This is a genomic window from Ramlibacter agri, assembly GCF_012927085.1.
GTDB classification, from domain to species: Bacteria; Pseudomonadota; Gammaproteobacteria; order Burkholderiales; family Burkholderiaceae_C; genus Ramlibacter; species Ramlibacter agri.
Window position 1 is genome coordinate 474,075 of record NZ_JABBFX010000001.1, and the last position, 25,019, is coordinate 499,093.

General features: G+C 69.7%; 22 protein-coding genes. 18 read left to right on the plus strand and 4 right to left on the minus strand.

Annotated features, from left to right (window positions below):
- Genes HHL11_RS02390 through HHL11_RS02440 form a run of 11 tightly spaced genes read left to right on the plus strand, consistent with a single transcriptional unit; the run spans position 1 to position 9,795 of the window.
- Positions 1-738: a glycosyltransferase family 2 protein gene (locus HHL11_RS02390; RefSeq protein ID WP_342593161.1), complete on the plus strand. Its 738-nt coding sequence runs from the start codon at positions 1-3 to the stop codon at positions 736-738.
- Positions 735-1,655, plus strand: a complete 921-nt coding sequence (locus tag HHL11_RS02395) for a lysophospholipid acyltransferase family protein (protein ID WP_169416787.1) — start codon at positions 735-737, stop codon at positions 1,653-1,655. The genes HHL11_RS02390 and HHL11_RS02395 overlap by 4 nt, the downstream gene beginning before the upstream one ends.
- On the plus strand, positions 1,652-2,068 hold the full coding sequence (locus tag HHL11_RS02400; RefSeq protein WP_169416789.1) for an acyl-CoA thioesterase: 417 nt from the start codon (positions 1,652-1,654) through the stop codon (positions 2,066-2,068). The genes HHL11_RS02395 and HHL11_RS02400 overlap by 4 nt, the downstream gene beginning before the upstream one ends.
- A complete protein-coding gene (locus HHL11_RS02405; RefSeq protein ID WP_240979988.1) occupies positions 2,068-2,682 on the plus strand; it encodes a LolA family protein in 615 nt (204 codons plus the stop codon). Before HHL11_RS02400 ends, HHL11_RS02405 begins: the two co-directional genes overlap by 1 nt.
- Positions 2,675-5,047 (plus strand): MMPL family transporter, encoded by a 2,373-nt coding sequence (locus HHL11_RS02410; RefSeq protein WP_240979989.1) that lies wholly within the window; start codon positions 2,675-2,677, stop codon positions 5,045-5,047. Before HHL11_RS02405 ends, HHL11_RS02410 begins: the two co-directional genes overlap by 8 nt.
- The gene (locus tag HHL11_RS02415; protein ID WP_169416790.1) at positions 5,044-5,571 is read left to right on the plus strand and encodes a DUF3261 domain-containing protein; all 528 of its coding nucleotides are present in this window, start codon (positions 5,044-5,046) and stop codon (positions 5,569-5,571) included. The genes HHL11_RS02410 and HHL11_RS02415 overlap by 4 nt, the downstream gene beginning before the upstream one ends.
- Positions 5,568-6,749, plus strand: coding sequence for a beta-ketoacyl-ACP synthase (locus HHL11_RS02420; RefSeq protein ID WP_169416791.1), 1,182 nt, complete (start codon positions 5,568-5,570; stop codon positions 6,747-6,749). Before HHL11_RS02415 ends, HHL11_RS02420 begins: the two co-directional genes overlap by 4 nt.
- Position 6,750: 1 nt before the next feature.
- The gene (locus tag HHL11_RS02425) at positions 6,751-7,206 is read left to right on the plus strand and encodes a hotdog family protein (protein ID WP_169416793.1); all 456 of its coding nucleotides are present in this window, start codon (positions 6,751-6,753) and stop codon (positions 7,204-7,206) included.
- Positions 7,203-7,925: a 3-ketoacyl-ACP reductase FabG2 gene (locus HHL11_RS02430; protein WP_169416795.1), complete on the plus strand. Its 723-nt coding sequence runs from the start codon at positions 7,203-7,205 to the stop codon at positions 7,923-7,925. The genes HHL11_RS02425 and HHL11_RS02430 overlap by 4 nt, the downstream gene beginning before the upstream one ends.
- Entirely contained in the window at positions 7,922-9,145 is a 1,224-nt protein-coding gene (locus tag HHL11_RS02435) for a beta-ketoacyl-ACP synthase (RefSeq protein WP_169416797.1), read from the plus strand. The genes HHL11_RS02430 and HHL11_RS02435 overlap by 4 nt, the downstream gene beginning before the upstream one ends.
- Positions 9,142-9,795, plus strand: coding sequence for a 4'-phosphopantetheinyl transferase family protein (locus HHL11_RS02440; protein ID WP_169416799.1), 654 nt, complete (start codon positions 9,142-9,144; stop codon positions 9,793-9,795). Before HHL11_RS02435 ends, HHL11_RS02440 begins: the two co-directional genes overlap by 4 nt.
- A gap of 10 nt (positions 9,796-9,805) precedes the next feature.
- Here the strand turns inward: HHL11_RS02440 and HHL11_RS02445 are convergent, their stop codons facing one another.
- On the minus strand, positions 9,806-10,504 hold the full coding sequence (locus tag HHL11_RS02445) for a class I SAM-dependent methyltransferase (protein ID WP_342593162.1): 699 nt from the start codon (positions 10,502-10,504) through the stop codon (positions 9,806-9,808).
- Between the two features lie 169 nt (positions 10,505-10,673).
- On the opposite strand from HHL11_RS02445, the gene HHL11_RS02450 reads away from it, so the two are divergent.
- Both HHL11_RS02450 and HHL11_RS02455 read left to right on the plus strand, forming a co-directional pair.
- Positions 10,674-11,432: a response regulator transcription factor gene (locus HHL11_RS02450; protein ID WP_169416802.1), complete on the plus strand. Its 759-nt coding sequence runs from the start codon at positions 10,674-10,676 to the stop codon at positions 11,430-11,432.
- Between the two features lie 125 nt (positions 11,433-11,557).
- The gene (locus HHL11_RS02455; protein ID WP_169416804.1) at positions 11,558-16,369 is read left to right on the plus strand and encodes an NAD-glutamate dehydrogenase; all 4,812 of its coding nucleotides are present in this window, start codon (positions 11,558-11,560) and stop codon (positions 16,367-16,369) included.
- A gap of 119 nt (positions 16,370-16,488) precedes the next feature.
- On the opposite strand, the gene HHL11_RS02460 is transcribed toward HHL11_RS02455, so the two are convergent.
- On the minus strand, positions 16,489-17,712 hold the full coding sequence (locus HHL11_RS02460) for an RtcB family protein (protein ID WP_169416806.1): 1,224 nt from the start codon (positions 17,710-17,712) through the stop codon (positions 16,489-16,491).
- A 134-nt stretch (positions 17,713-17,846) separates the two neighbouring features.
- On the opposite strand from HHL11_RS02460, the gene HHL11_RS02465 reads away from it, so the two are divergent.
- From HHL11_RS02465 to HHL11_RS02485, 5 genes are read left to right on the plus strand one after another with little or no spacing between them, the layout of a single operon-like run.
- A complete protein-coding gene (locus HHL11_RS02465; protein WP_169416808.1) occupies positions 17,847-18,863 on the plus strand; it encodes an SPFH domain-containing protein in 1,017 nt (338 codons plus the stop codon).
- 6 nt (positions 18,864-18,869) lie between these two features.
- Positions 18,870-20,375 carry a DUF4178 domain-containing protein gene (locus tag HHL11_RS02470; RefSeq protein WP_169416809.1) on the plus strand — a complete coding sequence of 502 codons (1,506 nt, stop codon included), beginning with the start codon at positions 18,870-18,872 and terminating at the stop codon, positions 20,373-20,375.
- Positions 20,376-20,391: 16 nt separating this feature from the next.
- A complete protein-coding gene (locus tag HHL11_RS02475; RefSeq protein ID WP_169416811.1) occupies positions 20,392-20,613 on the plus strand; it encodes a DUF350 domain-containing protein in 222 nt (73 codons plus the stop codon).
- A complete protein-coding gene (locus HHL11_RS02480; RefSeq protein ID WP_169416813.1) occupies positions 20,606-22,132 on the plus strand; it encodes a polyamine aminopropyltransferase in 1,527 nt (508 codons plus the stop codon). The genes HHL11_RS02475 and HHL11_RS02480 overlap by 8 nt, the downstream gene beginning before the upstream one ends.
- Positions 22,129-23,670: an FAD-dependent oxidoreductase gene (locus HHL11_RS02485; protein WP_342593163.1), complete on the plus strand. Its 1,542-nt coding sequence runs from the start codon at positions 22,129-22,131 to the stop codon at positions 23,668-23,670. Before HHL11_RS02480 ends, HHL11_RS02485 begins: the two co-directional genes overlap by 4 nt.
- On the opposite strand, the gene HHL11_RS02490 is transcribed toward HHL11_RS02485, so the two are convergent.
- The gene (locus HHL11_RS02490) at positions 23,667-24,347 is read right to left on the minus strand and encodes an enoyl-CoA hydratase/isomerase family protein (protein ID WP_169416815.1); all 681 of its coding nucleotides are present in this window, start codon (positions 24,345-24,347) and stop codon (positions 23,667-23,669) included. The two genes, HHL11_RS02485 and HHL11_RS02490, sit on opposite strands and share 4 nt — an antisense overlap.
- Positions 24,348-24,392: 45 nt before the next feature.
- Positions 24,393-24,908 carry a pilin gene (locus tag HHL11_RS02495; protein WP_169419881.1) on the minus strand — a complete coding sequence of 172 codons (516 nt, stop codon included), beginning with the start codon at positions 24,906-24,908 and terminating at the stop codon, positions 24,393-24,395.
- Positions 24,909-25,019: the final 111 nt, after the last annotated feature.

The window sequence follows — 25,019 nt, forward strand, 5'->3', positions numbered from 1 at the left end:
GTGTTCAAGCCGGTCGTCGTCATCCCCGTCTATAACCACCCGGACACGATTCCCGCGGTGTGCGCAGCGGTGCGCGCGCACGGGCTGGAATGCATCCTGGTCGACGACGGCAGCGACGGCCGCACGCAGGCTGCCGTGCAGCGCCTGGCCGTGCATGACCTCGGCGTGCACCGGCTGCGGCTGGCGACCAACCAGGGCAAGGGCGCCGCCATGGTGGCAGGCTTCCGTGAAGCCGCGCGCCGCGGCTTCACGCACGTGCTGCAGGTCGATGCCGACGGCCAGCACGACACCGGCGACATCCCGCAATTCATCGAGCAGGCGCGCCTGCATCCGGATGCGGTCATAGCCGGCTGTCCGGTGTACGACGCCAGCGTGCCCAAGGGCCGGCTCTACGGCCGCTATGCCACGCATGTCTGGGTCTGGATCAACACGCTGTCCCTGGACATCCGCGATTCCATGTGCGGCTTCCGCGCCTATCCGCTCGCCAGCCTGATGCCGCTGCTGGAGAAGGTCCGGATCGGCCGCCGCATGGACTTCGACAGCGACGTCATCGTGCGCCTGCACTGGCGCGGCGTGCCGGTCGTGAACCTGGCGACCCGCGTCACCTATCCGCAGGACGGCATCTCGCACTTCCGCATGCTGCGCGACAACGTGCGCATCTCGGCGATGCACACGCGCCTGTTCTTCGGCATGCTGGCGCGCTTGCCGATGCTGCTTTGGCGCAAGGTTGCGGCATGACAGCGACCGCCATCCACTGGGCGCGCATCGGCGAGTCGACCTTCGCCGCCGGGATCTGGTTCCTGTACGGCGTGCACCGCGTAGTCGGCCGGCGCCTGCTGCGCGCCCTGCTCTGGCCGGTGGTGCTGTTCTACGCCGCCACGCAGCCGCGCGCGCGCCGCGCCTCGCTGGACTACCTGGCCCGCATGCAGGCCGCGCACGGCGTGATCGGCGCCCAGCCCGGCACGCTCCACTGGCTGCGGCACCTGATGTCCTTCGCCGAGACCTTGCTGGACAAGCTGCTCGCCACCTCCGGGCGCTACGCCTTCGCCGAGGTGAAACTGGAAGGCCAGGAACAGGTCGACGCGCTGCTGGCGCAAGGCCGCGGCGCGCTGCTGGTCACCGCCCACATCGGCTGCCTGGAGCTGTGCCAGGCGCTCGCCAACCGCCTGCCCGGCCTGCGGCTGACGGTGCTGGTCCACACCCGCCACGCGGAGCGCTTCAACGCGATCCTGAAGCGGCTGAACCCGGCCAGCCAGGTGACCTTGCTGCAGGTGACCGAGGTCGATGCTTCCACCGCCGTGGAGCTGGAGCGCCGCGTGCAGGCCGGCGAATTCGTCGCCATCGCTGGCGACCGGGTTCCGGTCGCCAGCGCGCGCACCGCGACCGTTCCATTCCTTGGAGCGCCGGCGAAGTTCCCTGTCGGCGCCTATGTGCTGGCTTCCTTGCTCGCCTGCCCGCTGCTGATGCTGGGCTGCGTGCGCGAGAACGGCCGGCACGTGGTGCGCTTCGAATTGCTGGGTGAACGGGTGCTTGTTCCGCGCGCCGGCCGTGACGCCGCCTTGCAACAATGGACGGAGCAGTTCGTCCGACGGATGGAGGCGCTGCTGGTCCGCGCGCCTTACGATTGGTTCAATTTCTATCCCTTCTGGGCATGACGACCGACCTGAGCCACGAAGTGGAGGTGGTCCCCGCCTTCTACGACATCGACCCCATGGAGATCGTGTGGCACGGCCACTACGTGAAATACCTGGAGGTCGCCCGCACCGCCCTGCTCGGCAAGTTCAACTACGACTATCCGCGCATGCGCGAGTCCGGCTACGGCTGGCCCATCGTCGATATGCGCCTCAAGTACGTGCGGCCGGCCGAATTCGGCCAGCGCCTGAAGGTGCGCGCCGAAATCAAGGAGTGGGAGAACCGCTTGCGCATCGAATACCGCATCACCGACGCCCTGAGCGGCCGGAAGCTCACCGAAGCCTCCACCATCCAGGTGGCGGTGCACATGGCCACGCGCGAAATGCAGTTCGTCTGCCCGCCCGTGCTGTGGGAGCGGCTGGGGGTGAAGCCATGATGCGCCGCCGTTCCCTGCTGCTGGCAGCCTTGTCCGCGCCGGCCTTCGCGGCTGAACCCGTGCCGGCGCTGCTGCGCGAAGTGCGCCAGCGCCTGGCCAACGAGCCCGTCGTGCGCGGCGTCTTCGAGCAGCGCAAGACGGTCAAGGGCTTCCGCAATCCCCTGGTCTCGACCGGCGACTTCGTGGTGGCGCGCGACCGCGGCGTGGTCTGGCGCACCTTGCAGCCGTTCGCGTCGACGCTGGTCGTCACGCGCGACCGCGTGCTGGCGCGCGGCGCCGACGGCAGCGTGGCGCGGCGGCTGAGCGCGAGCGAGGAGCCGGCCGTGCGCGCGATCAGCGAGACGCTGTTCGGCGTGATGGCCGCCGACCTGCAGGCGCTGGCGCAGCGCTTCACGATCGAAGGCGAACTGGTCGGCCGCGAAGGCTGGAAGCTCGCCCTGCTGCCGCGCGATGCGGCGCTGGCCCGCTGGGTCCAGCGCGTCGAGCTGGAAGGCGAGCATTTCCTGCGCGGCGTGAAGCTGGCCGAAGGCAGCGGCGACCTGACGCAGATCCACCTTGCGCGGCACACCACCAGCGCGGCGCTGCGCCCCGAGGAGGAGAGCCAGTTTGAGTGATCCCAGCCTGCTCGGCTCGCCGGAGGAACTGACCCACCTGCCGCAGGTGGCCGCCACGCCGTGGCGGCTGGCCGGGCTGGCCTGGCTCGTGTTCGTGCTGGTGGTGGTCGTGCACCAGGTGCAGTTCTGGCGCGCCGGCAAGCTCGACACCGACGTGCTGGCGCTGCTGCCCGTCTCCGAGCAGGCGCCCGAAGTGGGCCGCGCCAGCAAGCTGATGGCCGAAGGCGTGTCGCGCCAGGTCGTGGTGTTGCTCGGTGCGCCGGCGTGGTCCGATGCGAAGCGCGCGGCGGACCAGTGGCGTCATGCGCTGGAGCAGGCCGATGCGCCGCTGCGCGCCAGCGTGGGTGCCCAGTCACTGGACCAGATCCTCGATTTCTATGGCTCCCGGCGCGACCGCCTGCTGACGCCGGCGCAGCGCGCCGAACTGCTGCAGGCCCCGCCCGGCAGCCAGGTGCAGCGCGCGCTGGCCTTGCTGGCGCAGCCCGGCGCTTCGGCGCGGCTGGCGGACTTCGCTTCCGACCCGCTGGGCCTGTTCCCCGACTGGCTGCAGGCCCGCGCCGCGCAGACCCGCGCGCGCCCGCGCGATGGCGAGCTGTGGGTGCACGGCGAAGACGCCGATTGGGTCGTGCTGATCTACGAGATCACCGGCGCGCCCTTCGCCATGAACGGCAATGCGCTGTACCAGCCGGCGCTGGATGGCGCGCTGCAGGCCGCGCAACGCGAAGTGCCGGGCGCCCGCATGATCGCCGCCGGCCTGCCGCTGCATGCCGAAGCCGCCGCCGTGCGCGCCAACAACGAGATCAACACGATCGGCTGGGGCTCGCTGGCCGCGGTGCTGCTGCTGGCCTGGCTGGCTTTCCGCCGGCTCACGCCCATCCTGCTGACGGCGGTGTCGCTGGCCATCGGCGTCGCCGCGGCGATCTCGGTGACGGCCTGGATCTACGGCAGCGTGCACCTGCTGACCCTGGTGTTCGGCGCCAGCCTGGTGGGCGTGGCGGAGGACTACGGCATCCACTACTTCGCCTCGCGCCAGGGCCAGCCCTGGGCGCGGCCGCGCACCTTGATGCGCAGCCTGCTGCCGGGCCTGGTGCTGGCGCTGTCCACCAGCGTGCTGGCTTACCTGGCCCTGGGCCTGGCGCCTTTCCCCGGCCTGCGCCAGATGGCGGTGTTCTCCGCTGCCGGCCTGCTGGCCGCTTTCCTCACCGCTGTGTGCTGGTTCCCGCTGCTGGATCGGCATGCGCCGCGCGATACGCGCTTCGCCGCCCGCATCCGCGACAGCCTGGCGCGCTATCCGAGCTGGCGCAATACGCGCCTGGCCTGGAGCATTGCCGCGGTGCTGGCCGTGCTCTCGCTGATCGGCCTGGTGCGCCTGCACGCCAGCGACGACGTGCGCGACTGGCAAGGCTCGCCGCCGGCGCTGATCCAGGCGCAGATCAAGATCGGCCGCCTGCTCGGCACGCCCAGCGTCGCGCAGTTCTACCTGGTGCGCGGCGCCAGCCCGCAGGAAGTGCTGGAACGCGAGGAGGCGCTGAAGGAGCGCCTGGACGGACTCGTCGCCCGCCATGCCTTCGCCGGTTACGCCGCCGTCTCCGACTGGGTGCCCTCGCTGCGCCGCCAGCAGGCCGATGCGCGCCTGACCGCGCGGGTGGAGGCCGAGGTGCTGGCTGGCGTCAACGCCGCTCTGGGCGAGCGCCTGGTCCGGCCCGCGCCCGGGGCCGGGGCGCTGACCCCGGAGCAGTGGCTGGCGCATCCTGCTTCGGCCGCCGCTCGGACCCTCTGGCTGGGCGCCGACCACGGCCAGTACATGACGGTCGTGATGCTGCACGGCCTGCACGACGCGAAGCAGCTGCCGCTGCTGGAAGGCGCGGCGGCCGGCCTGGACGGCGTGCGCTGGGTGGACCGCGCCGCCGACATCTCTTCGCTGCTCGGACGCTATCGCTGGTCGATGACGGCGCTGCTCGCAGCCGGCCACGCGCTGGTGCTGTTCGTGCTCTGGCTGCGGTTCCGCCGCGCCGCCTGGCGCACCTGGGTGCCGACCCTGCTCGCGAGTGTGCTGGCGGTGGCGGTGCAGGGCTGGCTGGGCGAACCCTTCCAGCTGGCGAACATCCTGGCGCTGCTGCTGCTGCTGGGGATCGGCGTGGACTACGGCATCTTCCTGCTGGAACACGATGGCGATGGGGCGGCATGGCTGGCCGTGGTGCTGGGGGCGGCGAGTACGTGGCTGTCGTTCGGGCTGTTGGCGCTGTCGTCGACGCCGGCGCTGCATGCGTTCGGGCTGACCTTGATGGTGGGGGTGCTGCTCGTTTGGCTGGGGTCGCCGCTGGTGCGCAGCGGAGCTGGGCACCCCAAGAAGGCAGCCGAATGAGGGTCCTGGTTGTACTCATGGCGCTGGTGTTGGCGGCGTGCGCCACGGCGCCGAGGCAGGAAGAACTCGCGCTGCGCCTGAGCCCTGCTTCGCTGGGCCATGAGCTCGCGCTGCAGCAGCGCATGACGGTCAGCAGCCACGGGCAGTCGCAGCAACTTGACGTGGCATTGGAAGTCGATGCGCAAGCCGTGCGCATGGCCGTCATGGACTTCGGCCAGACCGTCGCCCGGCTCGAATGGGATGGCCGCGACCTGAACGAAAGCCGCGCCAAGGGCTGGCCCGAAGCGGTCACGGGCTCGCGCGTGTTGAGCGACCTGCAGCTGGTGCACTGGCCGCTGGCGGCGATCCGCCCCGCGCTGCCCGCGGGCTGGAGCGTGGACGAAGCTGCTGACCGCGCGCGCACCGTGCGCTACGGCGACACGCCGATGATCCGCGTGCGCTACCCGGCGCCCGGGTCCGCCGAACTCGAGAACCTCGCCGTGGGCTATCGCCTGCGGCTCGACGCCTGGCCGGAAGCACGATGAGCGCGGTCTACCTGCATCACGCCGCCTGGATCAGCGCATTGGGACGCGGCAGCGCCGCGCGCGATGCCCTGTTCGCACTGCAAGAAGCGCGCGGCGTGGCAGCGACCGATGCCTATACGCCTGGGCGCGTGCTGCATCTCGGCCGCGTGCACGAAGCGCTGCCGGCGCTGGACGACGAACCCGTCGCCTTCCGCAGCCGCACCAATGCGCTGCTCGCCGCCTTGCTGCCCGAACTGCGCGAGCCGGTGGAAGCCGCGAAGGCCCGCTTCGGCCCGCAGCGCATCGCCATCGTGCTGGGCGTCAGCGCCGCCGGCCTGCAGGAAGGCGTGGCCGCGGCCAAGCGCTTCCGCGAGCAGGGCGACTGGCCCGAAAGCTACGACTACGCGCAGCAGGAGATGGGCAACGCGCCAGAGTACCTTGCACGCGCGCTCGGCGTCCAAGGCCCCGCGTACACCATCTCCACCGCCTGCTCCTCCGGCGCCAAGGCGCTGGCGGCGGCGGCGCGCCTGCTGAACGCGGGCATCGTCGATGCAGTGATCGCCGGCGGCGTGGACGCACTGAGCGGCTTCACCATCGCCGGCTTCAGCGCGCTGGAGTCCGTCAGCGCCGAGCGCTGCAACCCGCTGTCGGCGCAGCGCAAGGGCATCAACATCGGCGAAGGCGCCGGCGTTTTCCTGGTGGGCCGCGATGCCGGCCCGGTGCGCCTGGCCGGCTGGGGCGAAAGCTCCGACGCCCACCACATGTCGGCCCCGGAGCCGGGCGGCCGCGGCGCGATCGCCGCCATGCAGCAGGCGCTGCAGCGCGCGCAACTGGCGCCGGCGCAGGTCGATTACGTCAACCTGCACGGCACGGCCACTCCGCAGAACGACGCGATGGAAAGCCTGGCGGTGGCGCAGGTGCTGGGCCTGGACGTCCCCGTGAGTTCGACCAAGCCGCTCACCGGCCACACGCTGGCTGCCGCGGGCGCGGTGGAAGCCGCGGCCTGCTGGCACACGCTGGTGGACAACCCGCGCGGCCTGCTGCCGCCGCACTGGTGGGACGGCGCGCGCGACGCCGCGCTGCCGCCCGTGCGCGTGGCCGAACCCGGCGCCGCGCTGGGCCGCGCCCCGCGCCATATCCTGAGCAACTCCTTTGCCTTCGGGGGCAGCAACGCCTGCCTCCTGCTCGCGAGCGAATGACATGAGCGTGATCAACGAGCGCATCGAGAATTTCATCCCCCACCGCGCCGGCATGCGGCTGATCGACCGCCTGCTGGAAGTGGACGACGAGCACGTGGTGGCCGAAGTGGACGTGCCTTTCGGCGGCCTGTTCGTGCGCGACGGCCAGGTGCCGTCGTGGATCGGCATCGAGTACATGGCGCAAACCGTGTCCGCCTGGGCCGGCAGCCGTGCCCGCGGCAGCGGTGGCCAGCCGCGGCCCGGCCTGCTGCTGGGAAGCCGCAAGTACGAAGTGCATTGCGAAGGCTTTCCCAGCGGCGCGAAGCTGCGGGTGGAGGCGCGCGTCGAGCTGGTGGCCACCAATGGCCTGGGCCAGTTCGATTGCCGCATCCGCATGAACGGCGAAGAGGTGGCGGGCGCGCGCATCTCGGTGCTGGATCCGCCGGAAGGCTCCAAGCTGCTGGGAGGCACGGCATGACGACCGTCCTCGTCACCGGTTCCTCCAGCGGCATCGGCGAAGCGATCGCATTGCGCCTGGCCGCGGCCGGCCACGACATCGTCGTGCATTGCCGCGCGAGCCGCGGCAAGGCCGACGCGGTGGCGCAGCGCATCCGCGCCATGGGGCGCGAAGCGCGCGTGCTGCAGTTCGACGTCGGCGACCGCGCGGCCTGCCGTGCCGCGCTGGAAGAAGACATCGCGGCCCACGGCGCCTATTACGGCGTGGTCTGCAACGCCGGCGTGACGCGCGACAACGCCTTCCCCGCGATGACGGCTGACGAGTGGGACCGCGTCGTCCACACCAACCTCGACGCCTTCTACAACGTGCTGCATCCGGTGACGATGCCGATGATCCAGCGGCGCAAGCCGGGGCGCATCGTCACCATCGCCTCGGTGTCGGGGCTGGTGGGCAACCGTGGGCAGACCAACTACAGCGCCGCCAAGGCGGGCCTGATGGGCGCGACCAAGGCGTTGGCGATCGAGCTGGCGAAGCGCAACATCACCGTGAACTGCGTCGCGCCGGGGCTGGTCGATACGGAGATGCTGCCGGAGGAAGTGCGCGAAGAGGCCCTGAAGATGGTGCCCATGAAGCGGCTGGGCCGCGCGGAGGAGGTGGCCGGCCTGGTCGCCTTCCTGATGGGGGACGAGGCGGCGTACATCACGCGCCAGGTGATTTCGGTGAACGGAGGCATGGTTTGAAGCGGGTCGTGGTGACGGGCGTGGGGGCGATCAGCCCGCTGGGGCATGACTGGCCCACGGTGAGGGCGCGGCTGCGCGGGCAGCGCAATGCGGTGCAGTTCATGCCCAACTGGGATTTCGACGGCCTCAACACGCGGCTGGGCGCGCCGGCGCAGCCCTTCACCTTGCCCGACACCTACAACCGCAAGGCGACGCGCAGCATGGGCCGGGTGGCGATCATGGGGACGCGCGCCAGCGAGCTGGCGCTGCAGGACGCCGGCCTGCTGGGCGACCCGCTGGTGAAGAGCGGGAAGATGGGCATCTCCTACGGCTCGTCCAGCGGCTCGCCGCCGGCCATCGCGGACTTCGGCCGCATGATCGTGGCGCGCGCCACCGAGGGCATCAACGCCAACACCTACATCAAGATGATGTCGCACACGGCGGCGGTGAACATCGGCGTGTTCCTCGGGCTCACGGGCCGCATCATCACGACGTCGAGCGCGTGCGCGGCCGGCAGCCAGGGCATCGGCTATGCCTTCGAGGCGATCCAGACCGGCCGCCAGGTCGCCATGCTGGCGGGCGGCGCCGAGGAACTGGACCCGATCGATGCGGCCGTCTTCGACACCCTGTTCGCCACCAGCGTGAAGAACGACACGCCGGCGCTGACGCCGCGCCCGTTCGACCGCGACCGCGACGGCCTGGTGCTGGGCGAAGGCGCCTGCACCCTGGTGCTGGAGGAACTGGAACACGCGAAGGCGCGCGGCGCCCGCATCCTGGCCGAAGTCTGCGGCTACGGCACCAACAGCGACGGCACGCACGTGACGCAACCGCAGTCGCCGACCATGGCGCAGGCCATGCGGCTGGCGCTGGAAAGCGCCGGCATCCCCGCTTCCGAGATCGCCTATGTCAACGCGCACGGCACCGCCACCGACCATGGCGACGTGGCCGAGAGCAAGGCCACGCTCGCAGTGCTGGGCGACAGCGTTCCCATCAGCTCGCTCAAGAGCTACATGGGCCACACGCTGGGCGCCTGTGGCGCGCTGGAAGCGTGGATGACGATCGAGATGATGCGCGAGGGCTGGTTCGCCCCCAACCTGAACCTCGAGAACGTCGACCCGGACTGCGCGCCGCTGGACTACGTCACCGGCAACGGCCGCGCGCTGCAGGCCGAATGGGCGATGAGCAACAACTTCGCCTTCGGCGGCATCAACACCTCGCTGGTGCTGCGGCGCTGGGCATGAAGATCCACCTCGCCTGCGGCGGTGTCGAGGCCGTGCTGGCATCCGCCCCGCTGGCGGAGAGCTGGCTCACGGACAGCGAAAGCGCGCGGCTGGCGCGGCTGGTGACGAACAAGCGCCGTTCGCAGTTCCTGGCGGCGCGCTGGCAGGCCCGCTGGCTGCTGGCCCAGGCCTTCGGCGGGCTGCCGCACGACTGGCCGCTGCAGGCACCGGAGGATGCGCCGCCTTGCCTGGCCGGGCGCGCGGACCTGCATCTTTCCATCAGCCACAGCGGCAGCTTCACGGCTTGTGCGGCGGGCGCGGTGCCTATGGGGCTGGACCTGGAGGCGCCGCCGGACCGCCGGCGCGATGTCGCCGGGCTCATCGACCTGTGCTGCACGCCGGCCGAGCGCCTGCTGCTGGTGGCGCCGCAGCGCGAGGCGCTGTTCCACGAGTTGTGGACGGTGAAGGAAGCCTGGTTGAAGCGCCGCGGCGAATGGATTGCGCCCAAGCGGCTGCAGGAACTGGACGCGAAGCCGGCCGAGGAAGGCGACGTGCGCACGTGGACCGGCGAGGGCTGGCGCATCGCGCTGTGCACGCAGGAGGAAGCGACCAAGTGGCACACGGCGCGGCCGGTGCCGGTGCGGCGGTGGCAGGTAGCCGACGGCGCCTGACGTCGCGACGTCAGGCCGGCTTCACCGCCACCAGGTTCAGCAGCGTCTCTTCCCGTTCCTTCGGCGGCTGCACGCCGAACCAGCGCTCCAGGATCCCCAGGTCGCCGCGGCTCCACCACAGGTAGGGATAGGAGATCGAAGCCTCGGGCACCACGAAGCCCGCGCTGCGCAGCATCTGCAGGTATTCCGGCGCCGTGCGCTGCACTTCCATGGGGTGGCGGAACAGGGCGCGGATGATCCACGAGTGGATGTAGCGCCGCGTCGACTCCGCGAACAGCAGCAGTCCGCCCGGCTTCAGCACGCGCAGGAATTCCGCCAGCGCCTCTTCCTGCTCCACGAGATGGTGGAAGGTCTGGTGGCAGAACAGCAGGTCGGCGTAGCCATCGGGCAGCGGCATGCGGGAACTGGAAGCTTCGGCGAGCCGCACACCGACACCGGCGGCACGGGCCTCGGCGCCGGCCAGGGCCAGCATCTGCGGGTCGATGTCGACGCCCACCAGCTCGCGCGGCGCGAAGCGCTGGGCCAGCTTGGGCAGCGAATAGCCGGAACCGCAACCCACATCCACCACCACGCCGTAGCTGGCCTGGCGCTCGGGGATCAGCCGCACCAGGTCGGCCATCGCGCGCTCGAGCACGTGCACGCGCCAGGTCTCGGTCTTCAGGAACCACTTCCCGAAGGCGGTCTCCTCGACATGCAAGGTGGCGCTCACCGGACGAGGCCCAGGAATTTGCTCATTTTCTTCTCCTCCTTCAATCCAGTAGCATGGGAAGCGTGCTCGGCAGTTTAGCAAGCGGCCCTTCGCTACGGCCGAGTTGCGGAGCCGTCTTGCGCCAAGTTTCACACGGGCTCGCCGGCCTGATGCATCCTTCGCACTGAACATGAACGACCAGGAAATCTTCGGACTGACCGATCGCGGCCGCGACGAGCTGCACAGCGGCGCCACCACCCTGCCTCCGGTGGAGCTCGAACTGCTGGTGCGCATCGACGGTTCGCTGAGCGTGGCGCAGCTGCGCGCCGGCATGGTGAACCTCGATGAACCGGGATTCCAGCGCTCGCTGCACCACCTGCGCGTCAGCAAGCTGATCGAGCCGGTGCAGCTGGATACCTTCGCGCTGCAGCTGCAGTCGGAACTGGACAACTTCGCCCAGGCCAAGGGCACGGACGAAGCCGATGCCGGCGTGCGCTCGCTGAAACGCTCCGGCTACTTCGTGCGCATCGCGCGTCCGCGCCCGGGCGCCGCGCCCGTGGCCGGCCGGGCCAAGACGGCGACGATCGTCGAGGACGACACCCACCTCGCGGGCTTCGTCAGCAGCTACCTGCAGTTCGAAGGCTTCACGGTGCGCGTGGCGACGAACCGGCAGGAGGTGCTGGCGGAATTCCGCAAGCCGCCGGTGCCGGACCTCGTGCTGCTCGACGTGGTGCTGCCCGACGTGGACGGCTTCGAGGTGCTGGCCAGCCTGCGCCGCCACAACGCCTTCAAGACGGTGCCGGTGATCATGCTGACGGGCAAGGCCACGCGCGAGGCCGTGCTCAAGGGCATGGCCGGGGGCGCCGACGGCTACGTCACCAAGCCTTTCGAACCCGAGGCGCTGATGAATGCCGTGCACACGGTCATGGGCGCTCCTACCAAATCGTAGGCTGGGTGCGGCGTCAGCCGAGCCCGGCTCTTTATGCAAGGTGCGCATAGGTCTCCGACGCATCGGCATTTGCCCCATTTCCCCTGGACGACCTACAGTTGTCGGCGTCAAAGGAGAACGCATCCATGGCCGCTTCCACCGAGATGCAGCGCGAAGAACGAGTGGCCGCTGTGCTGGCGCTGGCCGCCGACCGGCAACCGCCCGCCGAGCGCCAGCCCATCGCCGGTTTCGCCCACGAATATTTCGCGCAGGTCGACCTCGAAGACTTGAGCGAACGCACCGCGGAGGATTTGCTGGGCGCGCTGCTGTCGCACTGGCAGTTCGGCGCGCAGCGCAAACCGGGCGTGCCCAAGGTGCGGGTGTTCAGCCCGTCGCCGGGCGAGGACGGCTGGGGCTCGCGCCATTCCGTCGTGCAGGTGGTCAACGACGACATGCCCTTCCTGGTGGACTCGGTCTCGATGGAGATCGCGCGCCAGGGCCACGGCACCCACCTGATCATCCACCCGATCTACGCGGTGGAGCGCGACGCCAAGGGCGTGCTGAAGGCGATCCACCCGCGCCGTGACGCGCCGCAGCTGCCGCGCGAATCGTGGATGTACATCGAGATCGACCGGCTGGTCGACGCGCAGCAGCGCACGCGCCTGGCCGAAGGCATCGAGCGCGTGCTGGCCGACGTGCGCGCGTCGGTGGCCGACTGGAAGGACATGCTCGGCCGCCTGCACGAAGCCGAGGCGGAGCTGGGCCGCGCGCCCACCACCTTGCCGCCGGAACAGGTGGCCGAATCGCGCGCCTTCCTGCAATGGCTGGGCGACGACCACATGACCTTGCTGGGCTACCGCCAGCACGACCTGGTGGAGCAGGACGGCCAGACGGCGCTGCGGCTGGTGCCGGGCACCGGCCTGGGCCTGCTGCGCGAACGCGAAGACGAGCCGCTGTCGGCCAGCTTCGCCGCGCTGCAACCGGCGGCGCGCGCGCTGGCCCGGGCGCCCCTGCCGGTGCTGATCGTCACCAAGGCCAACACCCGTGCCACCGTGCACCGCGACGGCTACACCGACTACGTCGGCGTGAAGCGTTACGACACGCAGGGCCAGGTGATCGGCGAGCACCGCTTCATCGGCCTGTTCACTTCGACCGCCTATGCGGCGCGCGTCGACGAGATCCCGCTGCTGCGGCAGAAGGTGCGCGACGTGCAGCAGCGCGCTGGCCTGGCGCCGGGCGGCCACCTGTCCAAGGCGCTGCAGCACACGCTGGAGACGTATCCGCGCGACGACCTGTTCCAGATTCCGGCCGACGAGCTGTACGACACGGCGCTGGGCATCCTGGCGCTCGGCGAGCGGCACCGCCTGCGGCTGTTCCTGTGGCGCGACCCCTTCGACCGCTTCGTGTCCTGCCTGGTGTTCGCGCCGCGCGAATCCTTCTCCACCGAGCTGCGGCTGAAGTTCCAGCGCATCCTGATGCAGGAGCTGGGTGGCACGCAGCTCGATTTCGAAGTGCAGCTCACCGGCAAGCTGGCGCGCATCCACTTCACCGTGCGGGTCGCGCCCAATCCCATGCCGGCCATCGACCGCAAGGAGCTGGAACGCAAGCTGGCGTCGGCGGCGCGGCGCTGGGAAGACGACCTGCGCGATGCATTGGTCGAAAGCGAGGGCGAGGCCAACGGCCTGGCGCTGGACAAGCGCTGGAGCCACGCCTTCCCGGGCTCCTATCGCGAACGCGTTGCGTCACGCGCCGCGGTGCACGACATCCGCAAGATGGCGGGCCTGAGCGCCAGCCATCCGCTGGACCTGGCGCTGTACTCGCCACTGGGCGCCGGTGAAGGACGCCTGGGCCTGAAGGTCTACCACCTGGGCACGCCGGTGATCCTGTCGGACAGCCTGCCGATGCTGGAGCACATGGGCGTGCGCGTGCTCGGCGAATACAACCACCGCGTCGCCGCGGCCGACGAGGAAGAAGCCGTGTGGGTGCACGACTTCGAGCTGGAAGCGCAGGTGCCGTCCGAGACCGAGCCGCAGGCGCTGGCCCGCCTGTTCGAGGACGCCTTCGCGCGCGTCTTCCGCGGCGAAGTGGAGAACGACGACTTCAACCGGCTGGTGCTGCTGGCCGGCCTGTCCGCCGAAGAGATCGTGGTGCTGCGCGCCTATGCCAAGTACCTCAAGCAGATCGGCTTCGCGGCCTCGCAGGCCACCATCTCGGCGACCTTGGCCAACCATCCGCGCCTCGCGCGCATGCTGGTCTCGCTGTTCCGCCTGCGCTTCGACCCGCGGCAGCTGGATGAGGCCGGCGCGCAGGCGCAGGTGAACGCGCTGGAGCAGGCGCTGGACAAGGTCAGCAACCTGTCGGAAGACCGCGTGCTGCGCCAACTGCTGGCGCTGGTGCAGGCGACCTTGCGCACGAACTTCTGGCGCACCGGCGTCGGCGCCAGTGGCGCGCCGGGCGCGCGCCGCAGCTTCCTCAGTTTCAAGCTCGATTCGCACCAGGTGCCGGGCCTGCCCGCGCCGAAGCCGCTGTACGAGATCTTCGTCTACTCGCCGCGTTTCGAGGGCATCCACCTGCGCGGCGGCAAGGTGGCGCGCGGCGGCCTGCGCTGGTCCGACCGCCCCGACGATTTCCGCACCGAGGTGCTGGGCCTGGTGAAGGCGCAGATGGTGAAGAACACCGTCATCGTGCCGGTGGGTTCGAAGGGCGGCTTCGTGTTGAAGAAGGCGCCGCCGGCCAGCGACCGCGAAGCCTTCATGAAGGAAGGCGTGGCCTGCTACCAGGAATACCTGCGCGGCCTGCTGGACCTGACCGACAACCTGGTCAACGGCCAGGCCGTGCCGCCGCCGATGGTGGTGCGCAGGGACGACAACGATCCCTACCTGGTGGTTGCCGCCGACAAGGGCACGGCGACCTTCTCCGACTACGCCAACGCGATCAGCGCTGAGTACGGCCATTGGCTGGGCGATGCCTTCGCGTCGGGCGGCAGCCAGGGCTACGACCACAAGGCCATGGGCATCACGGCCCGCGGCGCCTGGGAAAGCGTCAAGCGCCACTTCCGCGAGACGGGCATGGACACGCAGGCCACCGACTTCACGGTGGTGGGCGTCGGCGACATGTCGGGCGACGTGTTCGGCAACGGCATGCTGCTGTCGAAGCACATCCGGCTGATCGCGGCCTTCGACCACCGGCACGTCTTCATCGACCCGGAGCCGGATGCGCAGCGCTCCTTCGCCGAGCGCGAGCGCCTGTTCCAGCTGCCGCGCTCGTCCTGGGGCGACTACGACACCCAGCTCATTTCCGAAGGCGGCGGCATCTGGGCCCGCACCGAGAAATCAGTGCCGCTGTCACCGCAGGCGCGTGCGGCGCTCGGCATCACCGCTGAACACCTGACGCCGGCCGAAGTGGTGACGGCGATCCTGAAGGCTCCGGCAGACCTTCTCTATAACGGCGGCATCGGCACCTACGTGAAGGCCGAAACCGAATCGCATGCGGACGTGGGTGACCGCGCCAACGATGCCGTGCGCATCAACGGCGAAGACCTGCGCGTGAAGGTGGTGGCCGAAGGCGGCAACCTGGGCTTCACCCAGCGCGGACGCATCGAGGCGGCGTTGCATGGCGTCAAGATCAACACCGACGCCATCGACAACTCCGCCGGCGTCGACACCTCGGACCACGAGGTCAACATCAAGATCCTGCTGGGGCTGGCGGTGGGCGACGGCGAGATGACGGAGAAGCAGCGCAACGCGCTGCTGCCGCAGATGACCGACGACGTCGCGGCGCTGGTGCTGCGGGACAACTACTTCCAGACCCAGGCGCTGTCGATCGGCGGGCGCACCGCGCCCCGGCAGCTGGACGAACAGGCGCGCTTCATGCGCTTCCTGGAAAAGAGCGGCGAGCTCGATCGCGCGATCGAATTCCTGCCCAGCGAGGAAGAACTTGCCGAACGCAAGGCGAAGAACCTGGGCCTGACCTCGCCGGAACGCGCCGTGCTGCTGGCCTACAGCAAGATGTGGCTCAACGACGAACTGATCGCGTCGGACCTGCCGGAAGACCCGTGGGTGGCGAAGGCGCTGGAGCGCTACTTCCCGGCGCTGCTGAAGGAGAAATTCGCGGCCTACATCCCGCGCCATCCGCTGAAGCGCGAGATCATCGCCACGCACGTGTTGAACAGCATGATCAACCGTGTCGGGCCGACCTTCGTGCACCGGCTGGCGGAGATCACCGGCACCAAGCCGCCGCAGATCGTCCGGGCCTACCTGGCTACGCGCGAAGTGTTCGGGCTGGTGCCGCTGTGGCAGGAGATCGAGAAGCTGGACAACCACGTGCCGGACGCCACGCAGGCGGAGATGGTGCTGGCGCTGCGCAACCTGATCACCCGCGGCACCACCTGGTTCCTGCGTTCGCGCCGGCTCAGCGAGTCGACCGAGCAGCAGGTGGCGCGCTTCGCGCCGGCGGTGCAGGCCTTGCGGGCCCGCATCGAGCAGGCCGGCGAGCCCGGCTCGCGCGCGGCGCTGTGGATCCAGGCCGGCGTGCCGCAGGCACTTGCCGTGCAGGTGGACGGCGCCGAAGGCTGGTTCAGCGCGCTGGACATCGCGGAGATCGCCGAGGCCGGCAAGCTGCCCTTGCAGCTGGTGGCCGACGTGCACGGCGGCGTCGGCGAGCGCGTCGGGCTGGACCGCATGCGGCACCAGATCGAACTGCTGCCGGCCGAAAGCTACTGGCAGAACCTGGCCAAGCTGGCGCTGGCGGACGACCTGACCGACCTGCAGCGTTCGATCGCGCAGGAGGCGCTGGGGCGGCAGCAGGGCGACGCGTCGCAGGTGCTCGGCGCGTGGGAAAGCGGCAACCGGCAGGCGCTGGAGCGGGCGCAGCAGCTGCTGCAGGAACTGCGGGAGCAGCCGGTCGGCGATCTCGCGATGCTGTCGGTGGCGCTGCGGGAACTGCGCAACTTGGTGTAGTCGCGCCGCGCCTCGAGGAAGAACGCAGAAGACGCAGAGGTTACGCAGAAGCCGCAGAAAAAATCAAAAGGCCTTTTGCGCTTTCTGCGTACTTTTGCGTCTTCCGCGTTTAAAGGAGCCTAGCCCTTCACGCACACGACCTGCTTCAGCGTGTGCACGACCTCCACCAGGTCTTCCTGCGCCTTCATCACCGCATCGATGTCCTTGTAGGCCGCCGGGGTCTCGTCGATCACGTCCTTGTCCTTGCGGCATTCGACGCCCGCGGTGGCGGCGCGGTGGTCGGCCAGCGTGAAGCGGCGCTTGGCTTCGCCGCGGCTCATGGTGCGGCCGGCGCCATGCGAGCAGCTCTGGAAACTCTCCGGGTTGCCCTTGCCGCGCACGATGTAGCTGCGCGCGCCCATGCTGCCGGGGATGATGCCCAGTTCGCCCTTCTTCGCGCTCACCGCGCCCTTGCGGGTGACATAGACATCGGCGCCGAAGTGCGTCTCCTTCTGCACGTAGTTGTGGTGGCAGTTCACCGCCTCGGTGTGCGACTGGAAGGGCTTGCGGATCACGGTCTTCGCCGCTTCGAGCACGCGGCGCATCATCACCTCGCGGTTGGCCTTGGCGTACTTCTGCGCCCAGCCGACCGCGCGCACGTAGTCGCCGAAATAGCGCGCGCCTTCCTCGAAATAGGCGAGGTCGCGGTCCGGCAGGTTGGCGTTGTTGCGCATCGCGTCCTGCTTCGCCAGCTCGATGAACATCGTGCCGATCGCATTGCCGACGCCGCGCGAGCCCGAATGCAGCATGAACCAGACGCTGCCCTGCTCGTCGAGGCAGACCTCGACGAAGTGGTTGCCGCCGCCCAGCGTGCCCAGGTGCATGTGGTGGTTGGTCTTCGCCAGCTTCGGGTGGTCGCGGCAGAGCTCGGCGAATTCGGGTTCCAGCTGGGCCCAGGCCGTATCGACGGCGCCCGGCGTCTTCTGCCACGCGCCCGGATCGCGTGCGCCCGGGGCGCGGCCATGCGGCACGGCGCGCTCGATCGCCGTGCGCAGCGGTCCCAGGTTGTCCGGCAAGTCTTGCGCGCTCAACGTGGTCTTGCAGGCGATCATGCCGCAGCCGATGTCCACGCCCACGGCAGCCGGGATGATGGCGTGCAAGGTCGGGATCACCGAGCCCACCGTGGCGCCGATGCCGAAGTGCACGTCCGGCATGGCGGCCACGTGCCGGAACACCACCGGCAGCCGGGCCGCATTGGCCAGCTGGCGCCGGGCTTCGTCTTCGACGGGGACGCCGCGCGTCCACATCTTCACCGGCACGCCGCCGGGGGTGTCTTCCTGGATGTAGTCGGGTTGCTTCTGCATGGGGGAGGGATGGGACCCGGCCCGTGTCCAAAAGTTCATGAAAACGGACGATGGAAGCCCCCGAAATGCGGGCGGCGCCGCGGCCTGCCGCTATCATGGCCCGCAGAAGAGAAGGATCTGGAGAGGACCGCGACATGGGGCTGATGGATTTCATCAAGAAGCAATTCATCGACGTCATCCAGTGGACGGAGGACGTCGATGGCGTGCTGAGCTGGCGCTTCCCGATGGCGGGGATGGAAATCCAGTACGGCGCATCGCTGACCGTGCGCGAGTCGCAGATGGCGGTGTTCGTCGACGAGGGCAAGATCGCCGACGTCTTCGGTCCGGGCACCTACACGCTCACCACGCGCACGATTCCCGTGCTGACTTACCTGAAGAACTGGGACAAGCTGTTCGAGTCGCCGTTCAAGAGCGATGTCTACTTCTTCAGCACGCGCCAGCAGGTCGACCAGCGCTGGGGCACGCCCCAGCCCATCACCATCCGCGACAAGGACTTCGGCGCCGTGCGGCTGCGCGCCTTCGGCAACTACGCCTACGACATCGCCGACCCGCGTGCCTTCCACACCAAGATCTCCGGCACCCGCGAGCTGTACACGGTGGCCGAACTGGAAGGCCAGCTGCGCGGGCTGATCCTGCAGCACATCTCCGACGCCATCGCGCAGAGCGGCGTGCCCTTCCTGGACCTGGCGGCCAACCAGGTGGAATTCGCCAACGCGCTGCTGAAGGAGCTGGGGCCCGCCTTCGAGGCGATCGGCCTCAAGCTCGAGGCGATGACCGTGCAGAACCTGTCGCTGCCCGAGGAACTGCAGAAGGTCCTGGACCAGCGCATCGGCATGGGCATGGTCGGCGGCGACATGGGCAAGTTCATGCAGTACCAGACGGCGCAGGCCGTGCCCGAGCTGGCCCGCGCGGCCGGCCAGGGCGGTGGCGGAGTGGCCGGCGATGCCATGGGCCTGGGCGCCGGCCTGGCGCTGGGCCAGGTGCTGGCGAAGAACCTGCAGGAAGGCCTGCAGCAGGGGCCGGCCGCGGCGGTGAAGCCCGAGGAAGTGATGGCCACCCTCGAAAAGCTCGGCGACCTCAAGGCCAAGGGCATCCTCACGCAGGAAGAGTTCGACGCCAAGAAGGCGGAACTGCTGAAGAAGCTCGTGTAAGCGGCCTTGGCGTCGCCCTCGCGTTCCTACACGGCCCCCTGCCCCGGCTGCGGTGCGCCGGTCGAGTTCCGCAGCGCCCAGTCGGCGTTCGCGGTCTGCTCCTATTGCCACAGCGCCGTCGTGCGCGACGGCGAGACGCTCTCGCGCATCGGCAAGGTCGCGGAGCTGTTCGAGGACTTCTCGCCGCTGCAGTTGCAGGCCCGCGGCCGCTGGCACGGCCAGGGCTTCACGCTGGTCGGCCGCCTGCAGTACCGCGGCGGCAGCGGCGCCTGGACCGAATGGCACATGCTGTTCGACGACGGCCGCACCGGCTGGCTGGCGGAGGACAACGGCGGCTACGTCATGGCGCAGCCTTACGTGCCACAGCATCCGCTGCCCGAGCCGCGCTTCCTGCGCCTGGACAGCGCCACCGCGATCGACGGCCACAGCTGGCGCGTGGCCGCCACCGAGCAGGCGGCGCTGGTCGCCGCCCAGGGCGAGCTACCCAAGCTGCCGCCGCTGAACCAGCCCTTCCCGGTGGTGGAGCTGCGCAGCACCGACAACGAGGTGCTGTCGATCGATTGGGGCAGCCAGCCGCCGCAGCTGGCGCTGGGCCGCCCGGTGGCGCTGGAGGAATTGCAGCTCACCGGGCTGCGCGAGGACAGCGCGAAAGAGCTGAAGGGCGGCCGCCAGTTCAACTGCCCCCATTGCGGCGCCACCGTCGACGTGCAGCTGGCCGCCACCAGCAAGAGCATCACCTGCCGCTCCTGCAACGCCATCATCGACCTCCTGCAAGGCACCGGCGGCCAGCTGGCGCACGCGCTGCAGGACGAGCCGGTGCAGCCGCTGGTCCCGCTGGGCGCCAGCGGCCTCCTGCAGGGCGTGCAGTGGCAGGTGGTGGGCTACCAGCACCGCCTGGGCACCGAGCCGGACGACCCGGACGAGCATTTCGGCTGGGACGAGTACCTGCTCTACAACCGCCAGCGCGGCTTCAGCTTCCTGGTCGACACCACCGAGGGCTGGAGCCTGGTGAAGACGGTCACCGGCACGCCGGTGCTGACCGCGGGCGAATCGTGCGCCACCTATCTCGGCACCGTCTACGAGCGCCAGTACGCCTACAAGGCCCAGACCACTTACGTGGCCGGCGAGTTCTACTGGCCGGTGGAACGCGGCCAGGCCACCTGGAACCAGGACTACGCCAAGGGCAAGGGCCTGCTCGCGTCGGAGAAGACGGCGCGCGAAGTCACCTGGTCGATCGGCAGCCAGGTGGAAGCCGACACGGTGGCCAAGGCCTTCGGCCTGGACCGCAAGCTGCTGCAGCGCGGCGGCGACGCCGGCCCGGTGACGCCCAAGGGCACGGGCACCGGCTGTGGCTGCGCCACCATCATCGTGCTGGTCATCCTCGTCATCATCCTGCTCGTGGTGCTGAAGGCCTGCGAGGATGATGGCTGGCGCGGCGGCGGCAGCGGCTACAGCTCTTCGCACCCGAGTTCCAGCAACGGCGGCTGGTCCAGCGGGGGCTCGCACAAATGACTCTTAGGAGGTGACCATGGATCTCGACTGGCTCAAACCGAGCGCCTTCTTCGGCTCCATCGTCTACGCCCTGATCGGCGTGGTGATGTTCTGGGGCAGCTTCGTCCTGATCGACAAGCTCACGCCCTACAAGCTGTGGGAGGAACTGGTGGAGAAGCACAACGTGGCACTGGCCATCGTGGTCGCGGCCATGGCGCTGGGGGTGTCGATCATCGTGGCGGCGGCCGTGCATGGATAGACAGGCCGCGCCGCGCCCGCTGGAAGTGGCGCTGCTCGCCTCGGTGTTCGTGGTCGCCGCCTGCGGCCTGGTGTACGAGCTCGCGGCCGGCGCGCTGGCTTCCTACGTGCTGGGCGACTCGGTGCTGCAGTTCTCCACCGTGATCGGCGCCTACCTGTTCGCGATGGGCGTGGGCTCGTGGCTGTCGCGCTTCTTCGAGCGCCAGCTGCCGGCGCACTTCCTGCGCATCGAACTGCTGGTGGCGGTGGTGGGCGGCGGCCTGCCGGCTGCGCTGTTTCTCACGCATGCCTGGCAGCCGGGCGCCTTCCGCCTGCTGCTGTACGCGCTGGTGCTGGCGGTGGGCACGCTGGTGGGGCTGGAGATTCCGCTGGTGATGCGCATCTTGAAGCGCAACGTCGCGCTGCGCGAGCTGGTCTCGCAGGTCCTCACCTTCGACTACCTTGGCGCCCTCGCCGTTTCCGTGGCCTTCCCGCTGCTGCTGGTGCCGCAGCTGGGACTGATCCGCACCGGGCTGCTGTTCGGGCTGATGAACGCCTTCGTCGCGCTGTGGGCGCTGTGGCTGTTCCGGCACGAGCTGCGGCGCCTCACGGCACATGTTCTCGCCTGCCTGCTGACGCTGGGCGTGCTGGGCGCGGCCTTCGCCGGCTCCGAGCGCATCACTTCGCTGGCCGAAGACCACTTCTACCAGGACAAGATCGTCGTTGCCGAGACTTCGACCTGGCAGCGCATCGTGGTGACGCAGGGCCGCATGGGCATGCGCCTGTTCCTCAATGGCAACCTGCAGTTCGCCCAGTCGGACGAATACCGTTACCACGAGGCGCTGGTGCATCCGGCGATGGCGGCGCACGGCGCGGCCAAGCGCGTCGCGGTGCTGGGTGGCGGCGACGGGCTCGCGGTGCGCGAGCTGCTGCGCTATCCGCAGGTGGAGAGCATCACGCTGGTGGAGCTCGACCCGAACATGACGCGGCTGTTCTCCACCGACCCGCGGCTGGTGGCGCTGAACGGCGGTTCGCTGACTTCGCCCAAGGTGCACATCGTGCATGCCGATGCCTTCCAGTGGCTGCAGCAGGCGCAGGACCCGTTCGACGTGATCGTGGTCGACTTCCCCGACCCGACCAACTTCTCCATCGGCAAGCTGTACACGAACTCCTTCTATGCGCTGCTGGAGCAGCGGCTGGCGGCCAGCGGCTACGCCGTGATCCAGACGACCTCGCCGCTCATCGCGCGCCAGAGTTTCTGGACCGTCGTGAGGACGGTGGAATCGGTGGGGCTCACGGCCTACCCGTACCACGCCAACGTGCCCAGCTTCGGCGAATGGGGCTACGTGCTGGCCAGCCGGCGGCCCTGGCATGCGCCGCAGGCGCTGCCCGAGGGCCTGCGCTTCCTCACGGTGGCTGGCCTGCCCTCGCTGTTCGACTTCCCGCGCGACATGCAACGGGTGCCGGCGGAAGTGAACCGCCTCTCGAACCAGGTGCTCGTGACGACCTACGAGCGCGAGTGGGGCAAGGTCGGACCGTGAGCATCACGCGCCGCGGCGCACTGTTTGCGGGGGCCGCGGCGCTCGCCGGCTGCGAGCGCCCGCCCGAGGTCACCGGCGGCTTCGCCGGCGCCAGCTTCACGCGCGGCCACGTGTTGCGCGACCTGAAGAGCGCGCCGGAGCCGGCCGTCTCGCGCCGGGCCGACGTCGTGATCGCCGGCGCGGGCATCGCCGGCCTGGCCGCCGCTCGTGCATTGCGCCAGCGCCATGTCGAGGATTTCGTGCTGCTGGATCTCGAGGACCAGCCCGGTGGCAATGCGCGCGGCTCGCAAGTGAAGGGCATCGGCTGCCCGCTGGGTGCGCACTACCTGCCGGTGCCTTCCGACGATGCCCCGGAGGTGCAGCAGCTGCTGGAGGAACTGGGACTGCGCAAGCGCGTCGCCGGCCGCTGGCAGTACGACGAACGCCACCTGTGCCACGCGCCGCAGGAGCGCCTGTTCTTCCAGGGCAGCTGGCAGGACGGCCTGCTGCCCCTGAACGGCGTCGGCGCGTCGACGCTGGCGCACTACCAGCGCTTCGCGTGCGAAGTGGAGGCGGCGCGCAAGACCGGCGCCTTCCGCATCCCGCAGCGCAGCCACGTGGGCCTGCGCGCCTGGGACGGCGAGACTTTCGCGCAATGGCTGGACCGGCAGGAACTCACCGACCCGCAGCTGCGCTGGTACCTGGACTACTGCTGCCGCGACGACTTCGGCGCCGGGCTCTCGACGGTCGCGGCCTGGGCGGGCCTGCACTACTTCGCCGCGCGCCACGGCTTCCATCCGCCGGGCGCGGACGAAGGCGGCGAGCGCGAGCAGCTGCTCACCTGGCCCGAGGGCAACGGCTGGCTGGTGAATGCGCTGGCCGCGCCACTGGGCGACCGCTTCCGTGGCGGCCAGCTGGTGCTGCGCATTTCGGAGCGGCCGAACGGCGTGGCGGTGGACGTGCTGGACACCCAGGCGCAGCGCGTGGAGCGCTGGCTGGCACAGCGTTGCATCGTCGCGCTGCCCGCCTTTGTCGCGGCCCGCGTCGTCGAGTCGCCGCCGGCGCCGTTGCAGGCGCTGGCCGCCCGCACGCGCTATGCGCCCTGGGTGGTCGCCAACCTGCACTTGTCAGGGCCGCTCGCCGAAGCGCCGGGCATGCCGGCCTGCTGGGACAACGTCCTGTACGGCGCCGGCAGCCTGGGCTACGTGGTCGCCACCCACCAGGACCTGAACCCCGTGCCCGGGCCCACCGTGCTTACCTGGTACTGCGCACCCGGCGAGGCTGCGCGGCCGGAGCTGCTTTCCGCGCCGTGGACCCAGTGGCGCGACCGCATCTTGGAGGAGCTCTCGGTGCCGCATCCAGACCTGCGTGCCAGGCTCACCCACGTGGAGGTCGCGCGGCATGGGCATGCGATGCCCATTCCCGTGCCGGGGGCCATCAGTGCATGGACTGCGCCGCCGGATTCGGCGCGGATGCAGTACGCGCACGGCGATTGGGCGGGCTATTCGATCTTCGAGGAGGCGTTCACCCTCGGGCACCGCGCCGGCGCGCGAAGCTAGTGACCAAGCCGCCCGTGCGCCTGTGCTTCGCGGGCCAGCACGGAGCTGAAAGTCCCGAGCGCTTCCTTGTGCAGCAAGCGCTTGATCTCGCCGACGACGGTGGGGTCGGCCTGCGCCAGCTGCGTGGCGATGGCGAGCGCTTCCTCCCGCGCGTCCTCCGCCAGCTTCCACACGAGCCCCCAGCGTTCCGCCTCTTCGGCGGTAAGGGGCTGCCCAAGCAGCAGCGCACCCTTGGCGCGCGCGAGGCCCACCTTGCGCGGCAACAGCGCGAACACGCCGCCGGTGCCGAACAGGCCGACGTTCACCTCAGGCAGCTGGAAGCGCGCATCGCGCGCCGCCACCACGATGTCGCAGGCGAGCAGCAGCTCCAGGCTGGCGCCGACGGCCCAACCCTGGCAGGCGGCGACCACCGGCTTCGCGCCATCGACCCAGGCCGCGGCCAGCTGCTGCAGCACTGCCACGAATTCCGGCGTGGGCGGCTCGTCGCGGTCCTTGCCGGCGCAGAAGGCACGGCCTGCTGCGGTGAGGAACAGCACGCGCACGGACTCGTCTTCCTGCGCGGCGCACACGGCCTCCAGCAGCGCGGAAGCGAGCGGTTGCGTGAGCGCATTCAGGCGCTCGGGGCGGTCGAGACGGAGCTCGCACACGCCCGGGGCCGGGGTGAGGCGAGTGAGCATGCCGGGAGCCGCGGTGCGCCTTGCGGGCTCTCCGCGGCCGGTGGGTTACTGGTAGGTGTCCGAAGAGACGCCGGTCGTGTCCGAATGGCAGTTGCCTGGCAGCGCATTGCGCACCGGCTGCCAGTCGGAGCCGCAGGTCCAGCCGCGCACGCTCTTGCCCAGGTCGTTGGGCGTGGTCATGAACCCGCCGTCGACACGGGTCGGGATCAGGTAGATGTGCCGGCCGTCCACCAGGCCGTCCAGGTTCTGGATCGTCACCTGGATCACGCCGTTCGAGGAGGTCTTCACCGAGCTGGCGTAGTTGGTGCCGGCGGTCGGGCTTTCGCAGCCCCAGCTGCCGGGGTTGGGCGCACTATCGCGCACCAGGTAGTTTTCGCTGACCGCCGTCTTGCAGTTGGTGCCGGCCATGACGACTTCGGAAATGCGCGCCCTGCGGGTGTAGTCCCGCATCTGCGCCAGCGCGATCGACGACAGGACGGCAAGGATGCACATGCTGATGATCAATTCGACCAGCGTGAACCCCTGCTGCCGCTTTTGCTTGAACCCTACCTTGCTTTTCATGACTTCACCTCGCGAGGTAACTCAAGGCAACTGCCGTGCCAAGCAGTTCCTGTGCAGTAAGTCACGCCCGGCGGGCTCCCAATTGACATTTTGTGGCAACTTGGGAGTTTT